Genomic DNA, 15,596 nt, shown 5'->3' with positions numbered 1-15,596 from the left:
CACCAAGCGGCGTCGGATGACAGTGCCGGGTGGGCACGTGGTGGAGGAGGGCGACCTGATCTCCATCGACGGGTCGTCGGGCAAGGTCTACCTGGGTGAGGTCCCGGTCGTCCCGTCCCCGGTGGTGGAGTACTTCGAAGGCCGGATGCACGCGGGCGCCAACGACGCCGACGAACTGGTCGAGGCCGTGCACCGGATCATGGCGTTCGCCGACCGCAAGCGCCGTCTGAGGGTGCGTGCCAACGCGGACAACGCCGAGGACGCGTTGCGCGCCCGTCGCTTCGGCGCCCAGGGCATCGGTCTGTGCCGTACCGAGCACATGTTCCTCGGTGACCGGCGTGAGCTGGTGGAGCGGCTGATCCTGGCCGACACGGAGGCCGAGCGCGAGGAGTCGCTGAAGGCGCTGCTCCCCCTCCAGAAGAAGGACTTCGTGGAGCTGTTCTCGGCGATGGACGGCCTCCCGGTGACGGTCCGCCTCCTTGACCCGCCGCTGCACGAGTTCCTGCCGGACATCACGGAGCTGTCGGTGCGCGTGGCGCTGGCGGAGTCCCGTCAGGAGCCGCACGAGAACGAACTGCGGCTGCTCCAGGCCGTCCACCGTCTGCACGAGCAGAACCCGATGCTGGGCCTGCGGGGCGTGCGCCTGGGCCTGGTGATCCCCGGCCTGTTCACCATGCAGGTACGGGCGATCGCCGAGGCCGCGGCCGAGCGCAAGGCCGCGAAGGGCGACCCGCGCGCGGAGATCATGATCCCGCTCGTCGGCACGGTCCAGGAACTGGAGATCGTCCGCGAGGAGGCCGACCAGGTGGTGGCCGAGGTCGAGGCCGCCACGGGCACGTCACTGAAGCTGGCGATCGGCACGATGATCGAACTGCCGCGCGCCGCTCTGACCGCCGGTCAGATCGCCGAGGCCGCGGGCTTGCGGGCACTGGCCTCACGGCCACTGAACCCCGGAACCGCCGACCGTCCCCGACCGACCCTCACCGATGGGCGGCGGTTCCGGATCACGAAGAGAGGGCGGCACCCTGTGCGGGGGTGCCGCCCCTCTTGGCGTGGTTCCCTCTTTTGGGCGATGGCGACAGGGCAAATTTCGAAGTAGTTTCAAAGTTGTGAGTACCGAGAATGCCGTGAACTTCTCCGAGCTGGTGAACAAGAACAAGCAGACGCTTGCCCGGCTCAAGGAATCCCCGAGACTGCTCCTGCACCGCAGAGACGGCGAGGATCTCATCCTCACCACGGCGGCGCGGGCGGAGCAGGACCAGACGGTGGTGTCGGCCGCCACTCGGATGCTGGCCGCGATGGCGCGCCGGGAGCCCGGAAGCACAGAACTGCTTCTCGACATACTGCCGGACGCGTTCCCTTGGGTCCGTTTCCTGCCCGAGTCCGATCTCCACGCCTTCGCCGTCGAACTGGTTGACACCATGCGCGCTGCCGACGCGGTCGGCAACAGCGCGTCCGTCGCACAGCTGCTCATCGCCTGGCAGCACACCGCCGAGGTCCACTCCGACCCCGAACTGCTGGCCGCACTGACCAAGGATCACGGCGAAGACTACGGGCCGGTGCCCGACCCACGGGACGTCGCGTGACCGCGGGTCGTGGCGACCGCGCCGCACCCCCAGCGCCGACCGGCCACTGGGAAGTCCGCTTCGCTGACGCGGCTTCGGCCAAGGGCTGGGACAGCCTCGCCCAACAGGCCCGGGAGAACACCTACCGCGCCTGGATCACCATGCGCACCAGCCCCCGACCGGCCACCGAGACGCCCCGGCACCACCGACTCAAGGGCAGCCTGGCGCACGGCACCCACCGCGGACAGACCTGCGAGCAGTGGCAGATCGAAGTGACCGGCGGCGGCCGCATCTGGTACCTCCTGGACGCAGCCCGTGACACATGCTGGATCACATTCGCAGGCACGGGGCATCCACGAGCCACAGGCCACCGCTGAACTGGCACAGGGGAGCACGAGGGTTCAGAGGTTGCCGAGCCCCCTCCGAAGAGGCGCCAGGTGGATGAGGGATCGAGAGCCGCCGGCGCGTTCGCGATCAGGCCCTGCGCGGTGTACAGGTGGCACAGGTCGTGTTGCTCCTCTCCCATTTCGGTGCTGTGATCGTCGCCGCCCTTGGCGCGCTGTCGTTGGTCTGGCGGCGGATCGACCTGGAGCGGATTCGGAGGGATTGACGGCTCAGGTGTCGCAGGCCACGCCGTCGTTGTCGCGGTCGAGGTGGGAGGCGTAGCCGGGTTCGCCGCGGCGGATGGGGGCGGCGCCGGCGGCTCGGACCGCGGTGCAGTTCTCGTAGTAGACGTCCGCGTCCGCCTCGGAAGAACCGTCGTCGCTGCCTGCCGGCGGCTGCGCTGTGACCGTTCTGGTCACCTTGACCTTGACCGTTTCCGTGGCGGTTATGGTGCCGGCCGGCTCGGTCGTCTCCGTCGCCGGGGCCGTTGCCGTCACGGTGACCGTCGGCTGTGGTGTGGCGGTGGCGGGCTTCGCGTCGGTCGTCGTCGTGGTGTCGCCGCTGCCGATGCCTACGCCGATGAAGAGGGCCAGGGCGAGGGCGGGCAGTACGTACCGCTTCCGGGCCCACTTGGGAGCGGGGCCGGAAGCGGTCGGCGGCATCGGCTGGGTCGGGTGGTTGTACGGGCTGCTCATGTCGTCCCCCATAGGTGCTACGTGGGGGATGACCGTATTGCTGGGCTCCCAGTTGTGTGGGTTACGTGTTCATTTCGTGACCAAGATGGGCAGGGGTTCCCCTCGTCACGGGTTGGCGCGGCGCCTGCGGGCGGCCAGGAGCAGGCCGCCGCCTGCGAGTAGAACCGTCGCGCCGCCGGCCGCGAGGTACGGGGTGGTGTCGTCGCCTCCGGTCTCGGCCAGGTCCGGGTCCTGCGCCGTGGCATCGGCGGACGTGTCCTCGGCCGGAGCGGCCGCGCCCTCGTCGGCTCCCTCGTCCTCGGCGGGGACGAAGTCGCCGGGGGGCTGGTCGCAGCCGATGCCGTCCCCGTCGCGGTCCAGGTGGGAGCCGTAGTGCTCGTCGTCCTCGGGGATGTCGGAGTACCCGTTGGCGTACGCCTCGCTGCAGTTCTTGAACGGGTGAGTGCCGTCGTGAGCCGCGGCGGTGGACGGGAGAGCGGCCAGTGCCAGCGCGGCGACGGCGATGGCGCCGGGCTTGCGGAACAGGTTCACGGAGGGTCCTTCCAGGTTCAGGTTCACGTTCAGGTTCATGGCGATATCCGCTTGTCTGAGCGCTTGTGATCCAGAAGGTGCGATCAGCCGGATATGAGGTGACGAACCTAGTGAGGGGCCACTGGTGTGGTGGAGATATGGAGGACTCGTGATGCGAACGTGACGTGACCGGACGGTAGCTCTCCGCATATGTGCCGCCGGTCCTGTCCGCCGGGCGCACCCCAGGGCGCCCGGCGACTCGGCGCGCTAGGCCCGGAACGGGCCCTTCACCTCGTACGTGATCCCGCCCGACGAACTCCCGCTCGCCCCCCGCTGGCTGGAGAAGTACAGCCGCGTGCCGTCCGGGGAGAAGGCCGGGCCCGTTATCTCGGAGCCCGACTGGCCGTCGATGCGGAGGAACGGGGCGATCACGTCGGCCGGTGTGATGACGCAGATCTCCATGTTGCCGCCGTCCTCCGCGACGAAGAGGTCGCCCGAGGTGGCGCCGGTGATGTTGTCGACGCCCGTGAGCGGGGCGGTGCCGCCTGTCACCAGGGAGTCGTCGTACGCCAACTCGTACGTATTCGTCGTCAGGTTGAGCTGCCAGACCCGGTTGTCGCCCTTCGTGGTGAACCAGACCGTGTCGTTGGCGTAGTAGCAGCCCTCGCCGCCGTTGAAGGACTTCGAACCGGAGACCTGGGTGCGGGTGGTGGTGGGGGAGCCGTCCGGGTCGGGGACGTTCGCCCAGGTGAAGGAGCCCGACGTGGCGGTGCCGGCGACCATGACCTGGAGGGTGCCGGAGGAGAGGTTGCCCCAGGTCGTCGGTACGAAGCGGTAGAAGCGGCCGTTCGTCTCGTCCTCGGTCAGGTAGATCACCCTGCGCACCGGGTCCGCGGCCGCCGCCTCGTGCTTGAAGCGGCCCATCGCGTCCCGGCGGGTGGCCGACTGGACGCCCCAGGGATCCGTCTCGTAGACGTAGCCCAGTGACACTTCCTCGCAGGAAAGCCAGGTGTTCCACGGGGTCTTGCCGCCCGCGCAGTTCGTGCGGGTGCCCGACAGGATGCGGTACGCCGAGGTGATCGCGCCCGTCGACGAGAACTTCACCGCGCTCGCGCCGCCCGACGGGTTGATCTCCGAGTTGGAGACATAGATCCAGCCCGTCCCGTCCGTGTAACAGGCGCCGCCGTCGGGGGCGTTGTGCCAGGTGTACGACGTGCCGGTGACCGTCTGGCCGGAACGGGCGACGACCCTGCTGGTGAAGCCGCTGGGGAGTCTGATGCCGTTGGCGTCGGGGGAGCCGAGCGCTCCGTAGGGGCCGGCTCCGGGTTGGGCGGGCGCGGCGTAGGCGGCGCCTCGCCACAGGGTTCCGCCGGGGGCGGCGGAGGACCCGCCGATGACGGCCGCGCGCAGGAGGGTTCGACGTTCCACGCTTGCTCCAAGGGTGTGTCGTGACCGGCCCGCCACCGGTCGGCGGCGGGGTCGCGCGGTCACGGACCCTAGGTGCGCGGGGTGGAATCGCTGTGCACGGGCTGTGAAGCGGGGGCGCGGTGCAGATGACCAGCGACGTGCAGCGCCAGTACCTCGCGGCCGCCTCGCTGGACCGCCGACGCTGCCTCCGCCGACGGCAGCCGCACCACCGCGTCCAGCCCGCCCGTCGCCGCCGCGCGCAGGCTCGCCTCGCCGCCGCTCGCGTGGGCGAGCCGCTGGACGAGGGCGAGGCCGAGGCCCGTACCGCCCTTGGGGGCGCCCGGTGCGCGCCAGAAGCGGTCGAAGGCGCGGGCGCGTTGCTCGGCCGTCATGCCGGGGCCCTCGTCCGTGATGTGGAGGTCGACCCAGCAGGGGCGGGCGTCGCGCAGGGCGCGGCGGGGTGGGACGTGGAGGCGGAGCTCGATGGTGACGGTGGTGGCGGGCGGGGAGGCCCGCAGGGCGTTGGAGAGGAGGTTGTCCAGGATCTGTTCGACGGACCCCGGCAGGGCCAGCACCGGGCCCACGCTGCCCGCGAACAGGACCAGGGAGACTTTCTGCCGGTCGAAGAGCGGGGCCCAGGTGCGGTGGCGTTCCGCGCAGACCTCGCCCACGTCGACCGGGCCGGGGGTGGCCGCGTGTTCCTCCAGCCGTGCCATCGCGAGCAGGCCCTCGACCATGCGGGAGAGCCGGTCGGTCTCGGTGACGGCGGCGGTGAGGCTGCCCCGGCCGCGGGCGGCGACATTCGGTTCCAGGTTCTCCAGGCGCAGGCGCAGGGCGGCGAGCGGGGTCTTGAGCTGGTGCGAGGCCTCGCCGGCGAACGCGTGCTGGGAGTCGAGGAGATGGGCGAGGCGGGCGGCCGTACGGTTGAACGCGGCGGCGAGTCTGCGGACTTCGGGCGGGCCCTTGGTGACGGTCACCGGCTCCGCGCGGCCGCCCTCGGCCAACTCATGGGTCGCGCGCTCCAGTTCGCGGATGGGACGGCCCGTCCAGCGGGCGATGCCGAAGCCGACGAAGGTGACCGCGGTGAGGACGCCGAGTCCGCCCGCGGCGAGCAACATCCATACGTGGTGGACGCGTTCGTGCACCATCCGGGTCGGGACCGTGAGCCATACCGCACCCTCAGGTCGTACGCCCTGGCCCACGGGCGCGGCGACCGACAGGTACTCCACTCCGCCGATGGTGGAGGTGCGGACGTCCTCCGTGGAGCTGCCGTGCAGGGCCGCCGCGATCCCCGGGCGGGACATCAGCGCGCGGGACGCGTCGGCGCTCAGGGGGTGCGAGGTGGCGAGGGGCGCGCCCGTGTCGTCGACGACCACCACCTTGCCGCCGATGCGCTCGGCGCAGTGGGCCACCCGGGCGGGCAGGTCCCGCTCGGCGCGGCCGGCGGCGAGGGACAGCGCGGCGTACGCGGAGACCGACTCGGCCTCGTCCTTCGCCGCGTTGACCACCCGCTCGCGCTCGCCCCGCGAGTACACGAAGCCGAGCGGTATCTCCAGGCAGAGCAGGACGAGCGCGGCGAGCGTGAGGTAGCTGAACAGGAGGCGGCGGGTCATGTCGGGCCCTGTTGCGGCTCGTTCGGCTCCCCGTGCACCGACAGCCGGAAGCCGACGCCGCGCAGTGTCCGGATCCATGCCGGGTGGCCCAACTTCCGTCGTAGTGAGGCGACATGGACGTCGAGGGTCTTGGTCGGGCCCTCGTAGTGCGGGTCCCAGACCCGGTCGAGGATCTGCTGCCGGGAGTAGACCGCGCCCGGATCCTCGGTGAGCAGCGCCAGCAGCTCGAACTCCTTGGGGGTGAGCGCGATTTGGGTCTCGCCGACCCAGACCTGCCGGGTGCGGCGGTCGACGACGAGCGGGCCTGGGTCGGGCGAGGGGGCTGAGGCCGGGTCTGGGTCTGGGCCTGGAGCTGGGGCTGGAGCTGAGACGGGTTGCTCGTACGACGACGGCGGCACAGGTTCGTACGACGGGGCCGACGCGAAGTCGTACGACGGGCCAGGCGCGCGGTCGTACGACGACACCGGCGCAGACATCGGCATCGGCACCGGCGCAGACATCGGCATAGCCACAGGCATAGACATCGGCATCGACCCCGGCTCCGCCCCCGCCTGCGTCCGCTGCGTCCGCCGAGTCACCGCCCGCACCCGTGCCACCAGCTCCCGCATGCTGAACGGTTTCGCCAGATAGTCGTCGGCGCCCAGCTCCAGGCCCAGTACCCGGTCCGCCTCCTCTCCGCGGGCGCTGAGGATGACGATGGGGACGTCGGAGACCTGCCGGATGCCGCGGCAGACGTCGATGCCGTCCATGTCCGGCAGCCCGAGGTCGAGCAGGACGACATCGCCGTACGGGCCTCTCAGGCCGTCGGTGCCGGTGGCGACGTGGTCGACCGTCAGCCCGAAGTGGCCGAGACCTTCGGTGAGCGGTTCGGCGATTGTCGCGTCGTCCTCGATGAGCAGCACTCGTAGGCCCATGCGTCCCGTCTCTCCGTGAATTCGCATTTCGCGCTCTGGAGTCGACACGTTACAAGATGACAGCGCTTGCACGAGGCCCCGACAAGAAATGTTCAATTCCTGGCCGCGCTCTGGCCGTTACTTAACCTTCCGCTGTGACGCGCCCCTCTACGGTGTGGTGACCTGGTCGAACTTCCCATCGAGGGGGCGTCGTTGAAGGCTCTTCTGGACCGTGCCCGCACGTTCACACAACGGGTCGAATTCGAGCACGACGAATACCGGAAACTGGCCGAGGGGCAATATCCCGAGGCGCTCTTCATTACCTGCTCGGACTCTCGGGTGATACCCGCGCTCATCACGGGCGCCCGGCCCGGAGATATATTCGAGCTGCGCAACGCGGGCAATATCGTGCCGTCGTACGGGCAGTACGGCGCCGGTGGTGAGGCGGCCACCATCGAGTACGCACTGGAGGTGCTCGGGGTTCAGGACGTCGTGGTGTGCGGTCACTCACACTGCGGGGCGATGGGCGCGCTGAAGTCCGGCGACGACCTGGCCGCGCTGCCCGGCGTGGGCGCGTGGCTGGAGGTGGCCCGCCCGGAGCTGGCTCCGACGCTCGCCGGCGCGTCCGACGATCCGGCGCTGTCCGAGGTGGCACAGCGCAACGTCGTCAACCAGCTGGCCGCGCTGCGGAGTCACCCGTCGGTACGGCAGCGGCTGGACGCGGGCCGACTGCGGCTGCACGGCTGGTACTACGAGGTCGACACCGGGCGGGTGTACGAGCTCGACGAGGACGGTCGTTTCCGGGTGCACGCCGGATGAGCGGGGCGCATGCGCGGGGGCGGCGTGCGTCCGCCGCTGCCTCCGGAACCGGGGGTACGAGCACCGCCGAGCCGAACGCGACCGCCGAGCCGACCGTGAAGACCGCCGAGCCGACCGTGAAGATCGCGAAGACCGCCAAGGCGGCCAAGTCGGCACCGAAAGCCGACCTCGGCACCGAGATCACCGCCTCCCTCGTCGTCTTCCTCGTCGCCCTGCCCCTGTGCATCGGCGTCGCCGTCGCCTCGGGCGTCCCGGCCGAGCTGGGGATCATCTCCGGGGTGATCGGCGGGCTGGTGGTCGGCGCGGTGCGGGGCAGCACCCTCCAGGTCAGCGGGCCGGCCGCGGGGCTCGCCGCGCTGGTCGCGGAGACCGTCGCCGAGCACGGGGTGGCCATGCTCGGCGTGATCGTGCTGGGGTCCGGGATCCTGCAGATCGTCCTCGGCGTCGTACGGCTGGGCCGGATGTTCCAGGCGATCTCCCTCGCCGTCGTCCAGGGCATGCTGGCCGGCATCGGCCTGCCGCTGATGTTCAGCCAGGTGTATCCCATGGCCGACGGCAAGGCGCCCGGCACTCCGATCGAGAACATGGCCGGGATCCCGGGGCTGTTCGCCGACATCCTCACCGACCGTCAGGCGATGATCGCGACGCTGCTCGGAGTCGTCACCGTCGTGCTGAGCTTCGTGTGGAAGAAGGTGCCGGGGCCGGCCAGGAAGATCCCGGCCGCGCTGGTCGCCGTGGGCATCGGCATCGCGGTCGCCGCGCTGCCCGGCGTGGACGTGAAGACCCTCCAGGTCGGCAATCTGCTCGCCGCCGTGAGCGTGCCCGGCGGGGAGCAGTTCGCGGGGCTCGCCGACGCGGCGATCATCACGTCGATCCTCACCTTCACGGTCATCGCCTCCGCGGAGAGCCTGTTCACGGCGGCCGCGGTGGACCGTATGCACAGCGGTCCGCGCACCCGGTACAACACCGAACTCATCGCCCAGGGCGCCGGGAACACGGTCGCGGGCGTTCTCGGGGCCCTGCCCATCACGGCCGTCGTCGCGCGCAGTTCGGCGAACGTCCAGGCCGGCGCCAAGACCCGGCTGTCCCGGACCCTGCACGGCCTCTGGCTGCTCGCCTTCGCGCTGCTGCTGCCGCAGGTCCTGGCCCTGATCCCGATCTCGGTGCTCGCCGGAGTGCTGGTGCACAGCGGCTGGAAGCTGTTCGCGCCGGAGGAGTTCCCGAAGATGTGGCGCCAGGACCGGGGCGAGTTCGCGGTGATGAGCCTCACCACGCTGGTCATCGTGGCGACCGCGCTGCTGGAGGGGGTGCTCGTCGGGCTCGCCGCCGGGATCGTGCTGGCCGCGCTGCGGATGTCGCAGACCGTGATCCGCCAGCACCTCGACGAGGACACCGCCAAGATCGTCATGGCCGGCAACGCGACCTTCCTGCGCCTGCCGAAGGTCATCGAGGCGCTGGAGGCCGCGGCGGCCTCGGGCAGGCCCCGCATCCGCCTGGACCTGACCGGCGTGACCCATCTGGACCACGCCTGCCGCAACCAGATGGAGGAGTTCACGGCCCAGCAGCGGGGGAACGGCGTACGGGTGGAGCTCCTGATGCCGGGCCCGGCGAAGCAGCCGGCCACCGAGACCGCGCCCCGGACAACCGAGACCGCGCCCCGGGCCCCCGAACCGGTGGCGTCCGTCCCAGGCCCCGGCCCCGGCGCCGAATGGTTCTACCTGGACACGCGACCACTCCCGGACGATTACCTGGAGCGCCCCCCGCTCGTACGCTGAACCCGACCCCGTCACCGGAGGGAGGGTCGGCCATGGCCGGCTGGACCGAGAAGGACATCCCCGACCAGGACGGCCGTGTCGCCGTCGTCACCGGGGCCAACAGCGGCCTCGGGTACGTCACCGCGCGCGAGCTGGCCCGCCGGGGCGCCCGGGTGGTGCTCGCCTGCCGGAGCGAGGCGCGCGGCACCGAGGCCGGGGACCGGATGGTCACCGAAGTACCGGGCGCCGAGGTGGAGTTCGGGCAGCTCGACCTCGGGGACCTCGCCTCCGTACGGCGGTTCGCGGCCGCCTTCCCGTACGACCGGCTCGACCTGCTCGTCAACAACGCGGGCGTGATGGCGCTGCCGTACGGGACGACCGCGGACGGGTTCGAGACGCAGTTCGGCGTCAATCATCTCGGGCACTTCGCGCTCACCGGGCTGCTGCTGCCCACGCTGCTCGGCACGCCCGGCGCCCGTGTGGTGACCGTCTCCAGCCCGATGCACTCGGTGGCCAACATCGACATCACGGACCTCAACAGCGAGCGCCGGTACCGGCGTTGGATCGCCTACGCCCGATCCAAGACCGCCAACCTGCTCTTCACGCACGAACTCGCGCGCAGGCTCACGGCCCACGGCTCGGACGTGGTCGCGGTGGCGGCGCACCCCGGGTACGCCGCCACCAACCTCCAGACGGAGGGCGCCCGGATGTCCGGCCGCAAGGTGAGCGAGCGGTTCATGCAGATCGGCAACCGCTTCTTCGCCCAGTCCGCCGACGCGGGCGCCCTGCCCACGCTCTACGCCGCGACCGCGCCCGAGGTCCGCCCCGACTCCTTCACCGGCCCCTCGTTCGCCGGCTGGCGCGGGTCGCCCGCACCGTCCTGGCGAGCCCCGTGGACGCTCAGCGACAGGGCGGGGGAGCGCCTGTGGGCCGCCTCGGAGGAGCTGACGGGGGTCGCCTACGACCAGCTGAAGGTGTGACGGGCCGGCGGCCGCTCAGTCCTTGCGGCCGGTCACGGCCACCGTCACGCCCAGCCCGATCATGGTGAGCCCACCGGCCCCGCCGACCAGGGAGAGCCGCCGCGGCGACCGTGCGAACCAGCCCCGTGCGGTCGCCGCCACCAATCCCCACACGGTGTCGCAGGTCACCGCGATGAGGTTGAAGACCAGGCCGAGCACCAGCATCTGCACCGCGACGTGCCCGTGACCGCGGTCGACGAACTGCGGCAGCACGGCGGCGAAGAACACGATGGTCTTGGGATTGGTCACCCCGACGGCGAACCCCTCCCAGAACGTGCGCAGGCCACCTCGCGCTTTGGTCCCGTCCTCGGTGAAGACGGCCCGCAGCGCTCCGCGCTCCCGCCACGCCTTGACGCCGAGGTACACGAGATAGGCCGCGCCCGCGAGCTTGAGAGCGGTGAAGACGAGGACCGAGCGCTCGACGATCGACCCGACCCCGAGCGCCACCGCCACGATCAGCACGTAGGCGCCGACCGTGTTCCCGACCACCGTGGTCAGGGCCGCGCGGCGGCCCTGGGCGAGCGCGCGGCCGATCACGAACAGCACGCTGGGACCGGGGACCACGATCAGCAGGAAGGACATGGCCGCGAAGGCGAGCAGACGGTCGGTGGGCACCATGAACCCCATGTGAGCACGAGGGGCGACGCTGCCGCCAGCCGGTTTTCAGGCCGTCGCCCGATGTCCACGACCAGCTGCGTGACCGCGACCGGTCGGGAAACCCTGCTACGAGGTCCGCACCTCGTACGTCGCCACCCGCACCGACTCGTCGTCCAGGCACTGCCCCGACGCAAGATCGAAGCGCTGCTTCAGCAGGGGTGAGGCGACGAAGGGCCGGCCCTCGTGGGAGCCGATCAGGCCGCGGGAGAGGACCGCCGCGCCGTTGAACGGGTCGCGGTTGTCGATGGCGTAGAGGGTGCCGGCGCGGTCGCGGAAGAGGGCGGCCTGCTGGCCGTCGGGCAGCAGGGCGGCCACTCCGCGGCCCGGCAGCAGCATGGTCAGGTCGCAGACCGTGAACCAGCTGTCGGCCAGCCTCAGTTGGACCTTCAGGTCGGTCGTCTCGGGTGCCAGGGTCATCGCTGGGCGCTTCCTTCCAGGACGTCTGCCGGGTTCTCACTGGGGCGCATGCCGATGGACAGCAGCGGCAGGTCGGGCTTGATCTGGTCGCGCTCGGGGACGAAGCCGACGACCGGGTCGGGGGTGTCGGGCGCGTTCACGAAGGAGACGAACCGGGAGAGCTTCTCGGGGTCGTTGATGGTCGTCGCCCACTCGTCGCGGTAGTGCGACACGTGGTCCGCCATCAGGGACTCCAGCTCCTCGCAGATGCCGAGGGAGTCCTCCACCACCACGTCCCGCACGTGGTCCAGGCCGCCCGGGATCCGCTCCAGCCAGGTCGACGTGCGCTCCAGGCGGTCGGCGGTGCGGATGTAGAACATCAGGAACCGGTCGATCAGCTTGATCAGTTCGGCGTCGGTCAGGTCCTGGGCCAGCAGGTCCGCGTGGCGCGGGGTGGCGCCGCCGTTGCCGCCGACGTACAGGTTCCAGCCGTTGGAGGTGGCGATGATGCCGAAGTCCTTGGACTGGGCCTCGGCGCACTCGCGGGCGCAGCCCGACACCGCCGACTTGAGCTTGTGCGGGGAGCGCAGGCCCCGGTAGCGCAGCTCCAGGTCGATCGCCATGCGGACGGAGTCCTGGACGCCGTAGCGGCACCAGGTCTGGCCGACGCAGGACTTCACCGTGCGCAGGGCCTTGCCGTAGGCGTGGCCGGACTCGAAGCCGGCGTCCACCAGCCGGGCCCAGATCAGCGGGAGCTGCTCGACGCGGGCGCCGAACATGTCGATCCGCTGGCCGCCGGTGATCTTCGTGTAGAGGCCGAAGTCGCGGGCGATCTCGCCGATGACGATCAGGCCCTCGGGGGTGATCTCGCCGCCGGGGATGCGGGGGACGACCGAGTACGAGCCGTTCTTCTGGAGGTTGGCGAGGAAGTGGTCGTTGCTGTCCTGCAGCGCCGCCTGCTCGCCCTCCAGGACGTAGTTGCTCGCGCCGATCGTCGGGGCGAGGGAGGCGATGATCGAGCCCACCGTCGGCTTGCAGATCTCGCAGCCGTCGCCGCCCTTGGCACCGTCACGGCCGTAGCGGTCCAGGAGGTCCTGGTAAGTGTTGATGCGCAGGGCGAGGACGATCTCGTACAGCTCCTCGCGGGTCTGCGAGAAGCAGCCGCACAGGCCCTTGTCGACCTCGACGCCGCTGGCCTCCAGCTCGGCGGTGACCAGCTGGCCGAGGACCTTGACGCAGGAGCCGCAGCCCGTGCCGGCCTTGGTGCACTTCTTGACCTCGGGCACGGTCGTGCACTGGTGGTCGGTGACCGCGCCGCGGATCGTGCCCTTGGACACGTTGTGGCAGGAGCAGATGACCGCCTCGTCCGGCAGCGCGGACGGGCCGAGCTGGACGCTCTCACCGGACCCGGCGGGCAGGACCAGCGACTCGGGGGAGACCGGCGGGACCGACCCGGTGAACGCGCGCAGCGTGCCGTACGCCTCCGCGTCGCCGACCAGGATGCCGCCGAGCAGCGTGCCGTCGCGGCCGATGACCAGCTTCTTGTACAGGCCGGCGCGGGAGTCCGAGTAGACGACGTCGAGGCAGTCCTCGGTCGTGCCGTGCGCGTCGCCGAAGGACGCCACGTCCACGCCGAGCAGCTTCAGCTTGGTGGACAGGTCCGCGCCGGTGAAGGAGGCCTCGTCGGCGGCGATGGTCGCGGCGGCCGTCTCGGCCTGCTCGTAGCCGGGGGCGACCAGGCCGTACACCCGGCCGTCGGAGGCCAGCGCGCACTCGCCGATCGCGAAGACATGCGGGTCGTTCACCGTGCGGCACTGCTCGTCGACGCTGATGCCGCCGCGCTCGCCGACCGTCAGACCGCTCTCGCGGGCCAGCTGGTCGCGGGGGCGGACACCGGCGGAGAACACCACCATGTCGGCGGCGAGTTCGGAGCCGTCGGACAGCTTCATGCCGGTGACCGCGCCGTCCTCGCCGACCACGATCTCCTGGGTGCCGACGCCGGTGTGGACGCTCAGACCCATGTCCGCGATGGTGCGCAGCAGCGCGGCGCCGCCGCCCTCGTCGACCTGCACCGGCATCAGGCGGGGCGCGAACTCCACGATGTGGGCGTTGAGCCCGAGGCCCTTGAGCGCGCCCGCGGCCTCCAGGCCGAGCAGACCGCCGCCGACCACCGCGCCCGTCGTCGCCCTGGACTTGGCGTACTCCTCGATGGCGAGGAGGTCCTCGATGGTGCGGTAGACGAAGCAGCCCTCGGCGTCCTTGTTGGGGACGGGCGGGACGAAGGGGTACGAGCCGGTGGCGAGGACCAGCACGTCGTAGTCGACGACCAGACCCGAGCGGGCGGTCACCTTCTTCGCCTCGCGGTCGATCGTCTCCGCCGGGTCACCGACGTACAGCTCGATCCCGTGGTCGGCGATGAACTGCATGTCCGTCATGGACAGGTCCTCGGGCGTCTTGCCCGAGAAGTACGAGGTGAGCGCTACACGGTCGTACGCGGGACGCGGCTCCTCGCACAGCACGACCACGCGGTGCGTGGCGGTCAGGCCGCGCTCGGCGAGCGCTTCGAGGAAGCGCTGGCCGACCATGCCATGGCCGACGAGCACGATCGTGGGGCGGGGGCCGTTCCCCACAAGTGCGGTCGTGGACATCAGGAGCCTCCATCGTTGGTGAGCAGGTGGAGCAAGGGGGCACCGTCGGCGGGGAGCGGCTCTGCTCCCTCCCAGGCGCGGGCAAGAGCGCCGACGGTGCCCAGTTCGCCGACGAGGACCCCGCCGACCAGGCGGTCGTCGCGGACGACGACCTTGCGGTACGTGCCTCGGGTCGCGTCGGTGAGCTGCACGACGTCGTCACCGGGGAGTGCCTCGGTCTCGCCGAACGCGGCGAGGTCGAAGGCGGTCTGCCCGGTGAGGGTGAGTCGGGTCAGCGAACGGGTGCCGGTGTAGCGGGCGTTCGCGCGGCCGGCGAGCGACTCGGCCAGCACATCCGCCTGTTCGAGCGCGGGAGTGGCCAGTCCGTACACCGTGCCGTCGTGCTGTGCGCAGTCGCCGATCGCCCGGATGTGCGGGTCGGAGGTGCGCAGTTCGTCGTCGACCACGACGCCCTTGCGGACGTCGAGGCCGGAGATCTGGGCGAGGCCCACGCGCGGGTGGACCCCGCAGGCCAGGACCACGAGGTCGGCGTCGAGGGCGTACCCGTCGGACATCTCCACCGAGCGGACCGCGCCGCCGACGCAGCGCACGTCCCGGACCCGGCACTCGGTGTGGATCTCGACGCCGAGGTCGGTGAGGTGGCGCCGGACCAGCTTGGAGGCGGACGGGTCGAGCTGGCGCTCCATGAGCCGCTCGGACTGCTGGGCGAGGACGACCTGGGCGCCGCGCAGGGCGAGCGCACGGGCCGCGGACACACCGAGCAGCCCGCCGCCGATGACGACCGCCTTCACACCCGGCCGTACCGCCTTGGACAGGCCCAGGCAGTCGTCCATCGTGCGGAAGGCGTGGACGCCCTCGGGCAGCACGTGGTCGGGGCTGAACAGGCCGCGCAGGGGCGGGAGCACGGGGTTGGAGCCGGTGGCCAGGACCAGCGTGTCGTATGCGATCTTCGTGCCGTCCGCGCACTCCACGGTCCGCCCGGCCCGGTCGATGCCGGTGACCCGGGCGCGCGTCAGTTCCGCGGGCGCCGGGAGGGCGATCACGTCGGGGCTGTAGCGGCCGGCCAGCACTTCGGCGAGCAGGACCCGGTTGTAGGGCCGGTGCTCCTCCTCGCCGATGAGCGTCACGGGAACGCCGAGCTCACCGAGCCGCCGGGCGAGACGGACGCCCGCGAGCCCGGCGCCGATCACCACCACACGCGTATTCGAGGTCATGCCTAGGAGCGTGCGGTGCCGG

The 15,596-nt window shown here is 71.1% G+C and carries 14 protein-coding genes and 1 pseudogene; 6 read left to right on the top strand and 9 right to left on the bottom strand.

The annotated features are described in order from the left end of the window. The 3 genes and pseudogenes from AC5P09_RS10125 to AC5P09_RS10115 form a co-directional block, all read left to right on the top strand. Positions 1-916, top strand: a pseudogene (locus AC5P09_RS10125) (putative PEP-binding protein); the annotation flags it as partial. A gap of 193 nt (positions 917-1,109) precedes the next feature. After that, entirely contained in the window at positions 1,110-1,586 is a 477-nt protein-coding gene (locus AC5P09_RS10120) for a hypothetical protein (RefSeq protein WP_493873508.1), read from the top strand. Further along, positions 1,583-1,942: a hypothetical protein gene (locus tag AC5P09_RS10115; protein ID WP_493873507.1), complete on the top strand. Its 360-nt coding sequence runs from the start codon at positions 1,583-1,585 to the stop codon at positions 1,940-1,942. Before AC5P09_RS10120 ends, AC5P09_RS10115 begins: the two co-directional genes overlap by 4 nt. A 237-nt stretch (positions 1,943-2,179) precedes the next feature. Here the strand turns inward: AC5P09_RS10115 and AC5P09_RS10110 are convergent, their stop codons facing one another. From AC5P09_RS10110 to AC5P09_RS10090, 5 genes are all read right to left on the bottom strand, one after another. Continuing rightward, positions 2,180-2,644 carry an excalibur calcium-binding domain-containing protein gene (locus tag AC5P09_RS10110; RefSeq protein WP_493873506.1) on the bottom strand — a complete coding sequence of 155 codons (465 nt, stop codon included), beginning with the start codon at positions 2,642-2,644 and terminating at the stop codon, positions 2,180-2,182. 105 nt (positions 2,645-2,749) lie between these two features. Beyond that, positions 2,750-3,175, bottom strand: a complete 426-nt coding sequence (locus AC5P09_RS10105; protein ID WP_493873523.1) for an excalibur calcium-binding domain-containing protein — start codon at positions 3,173-3,175, stop codon at positions 2,750-2,752. 246 nt (positions 3,176-3,421) lie between these two features. Further along, positions 3,422-4,582, bottom strand: a complete 1,161-nt coding sequence (locus tag AC5P09_RS10100; RefSeq protein ID WP_493873505.1) for an alkaline phosphatase PhoX — start codon at positions 4,580-4,582, stop codon at positions 3,422-3,424. Between the two features lie 68 nt (positions 4,583-4,650). Continuing rightward, entirely contained in the window at positions 4,651-6,174 is a 1,524-nt protein-coding gene (locus tag AC5P09_RS10095) for a sensor histidine kinase (protein ID WP_493873504.1), read from the bottom strand. Continuing rightward, positions 6,171-7,088 carry a response regulator transcription factor gene (locus tag AC5P09_RS10090; protein ID WP_493873503.1) on the bottom strand — a complete coding sequence of 306 codons (918 nt, stop codon included), beginning with the start codon at positions 7,086-7,088 and terminating at the stop codon, positions 6,171-6,173. Before AC5P09_RS10090 ends, AC5P09_RS10095 begins: the two co-directional genes overlap by 4 nt. Positions 7,089-7,280: 192 nt before the next feature. Here AC5P09_RS10090 and AC5P09_RS10085 point away from each other — a divergent pair, with 192 nt between their 5' ends. The 3 genes from AC5P09_RS10085 to AC5P09_RS10075 are packed head-to-tail and all read left to right on the top strand — an operon-like array spanning position 7,281 to position 10,620. Beyond that, complete coding sequence (locus tag AC5P09_RS10085; protein ID WP_493873502.1) at positions 7,281-7,886, top strand: carbonic anhydrase; 606 nt, start codon at positions 7,281-7,283, stop codon at positions 7,884-7,886. Further along, positions 7,883-9,661: a SulP family inorganic anion transporter gene (locus AC5P09_RS10080; protein ID WP_493873501.1), complete on the top strand. Its 1,779-nt coding sequence runs from the start codon at positions 7,883-7,885 to the stop codon at positions 9,659-9,661. The genes AC5P09_RS10085 and AC5P09_RS10080 overlap by 4 nt, the downstream gene beginning before the upstream one ends. Positions 9,662-9,693: 32 nt before the next feature. After that, the gene (locus AC5P09_RS10075; RefSeq protein WP_493873500.1) at positions 9,694-10,620 is read left to right on the top strand and encodes an oxidoreductase; all 927 of its coding nucleotides are present in this window, start codon (positions 9,694-9,696) and stop codon (positions 10,618-10,620) included. 15 nt (positions 10,621-10,635) lie between these two features. Here the strand turns inward: AC5P09_RS10075 and AC5P09_RS10070 are convergent, their stop codons facing one another. The 4 genes from AC5P09_RS10070 to AC5P09_RS10055 form a co-directional block, all read right to left on the bottom strand. Next, positions 10,636-11,277, bottom strand: coding sequence for a LysE family translocator (locus tag AC5P09_RS10070; protein ID WP_493873499.1), 642 nt, complete (start codon positions 11,275-11,277; stop codon positions 10,636-10,638). Between the two features lie 105 nt (positions 11,278-11,382). Beyond that, the gene (nirD, locus tag AC5P09_RS10065) at positions 11,383-11,733 is read right to left on the bottom strand and encodes a nitrite reductase small subunit NirD (protein ID WP_493873498.1); all 351 of its coding nucleotides are present in this window, start codon (positions 11,731-11,733) and stop codon (positions 11,383-11,385) included. Then, the gene (gene nirB, locus AC5P09_RS10060) at positions 11,730-14,360 is read right to left on the bottom strand and encodes a nitrite reductase large subunit NirB (RefSeq protein WP_493873497.1); all 2,631 of its coding nucleotides are present in this window, start codon (positions 14,358-14,360) and stop codon (positions 11,730-11,732) included. Before nirB ends, nirD begins: the two co-directional genes overlap by 4 nt. Beyond that, positions 14,360-15,574 carry an NAD(P)/FAD-dependent oxidoreductase gene (locus AC5P09_RS10055; protein WP_266439812.1) on the bottom strand — a complete coding sequence of 405 codons (1,215 nt, stop codon included), beginning with the start codon at positions 15,572-15,574 and terminating at the stop codon, positions 14,360-14,362. Before AC5P09_RS10055 ends, nirB begins: the two co-directional genes overlap by 1 nt. Positions 15,575-15,596: the final 22 nt, after the last annotated feature.

This window comes from Streptomyces sp. a15 (genome assembly GCF_059026085.1).
Note: the sequence above shows the minus strand (reverse complement) of the source record. Positions and strands in the feature narration are given on the sequence as shown.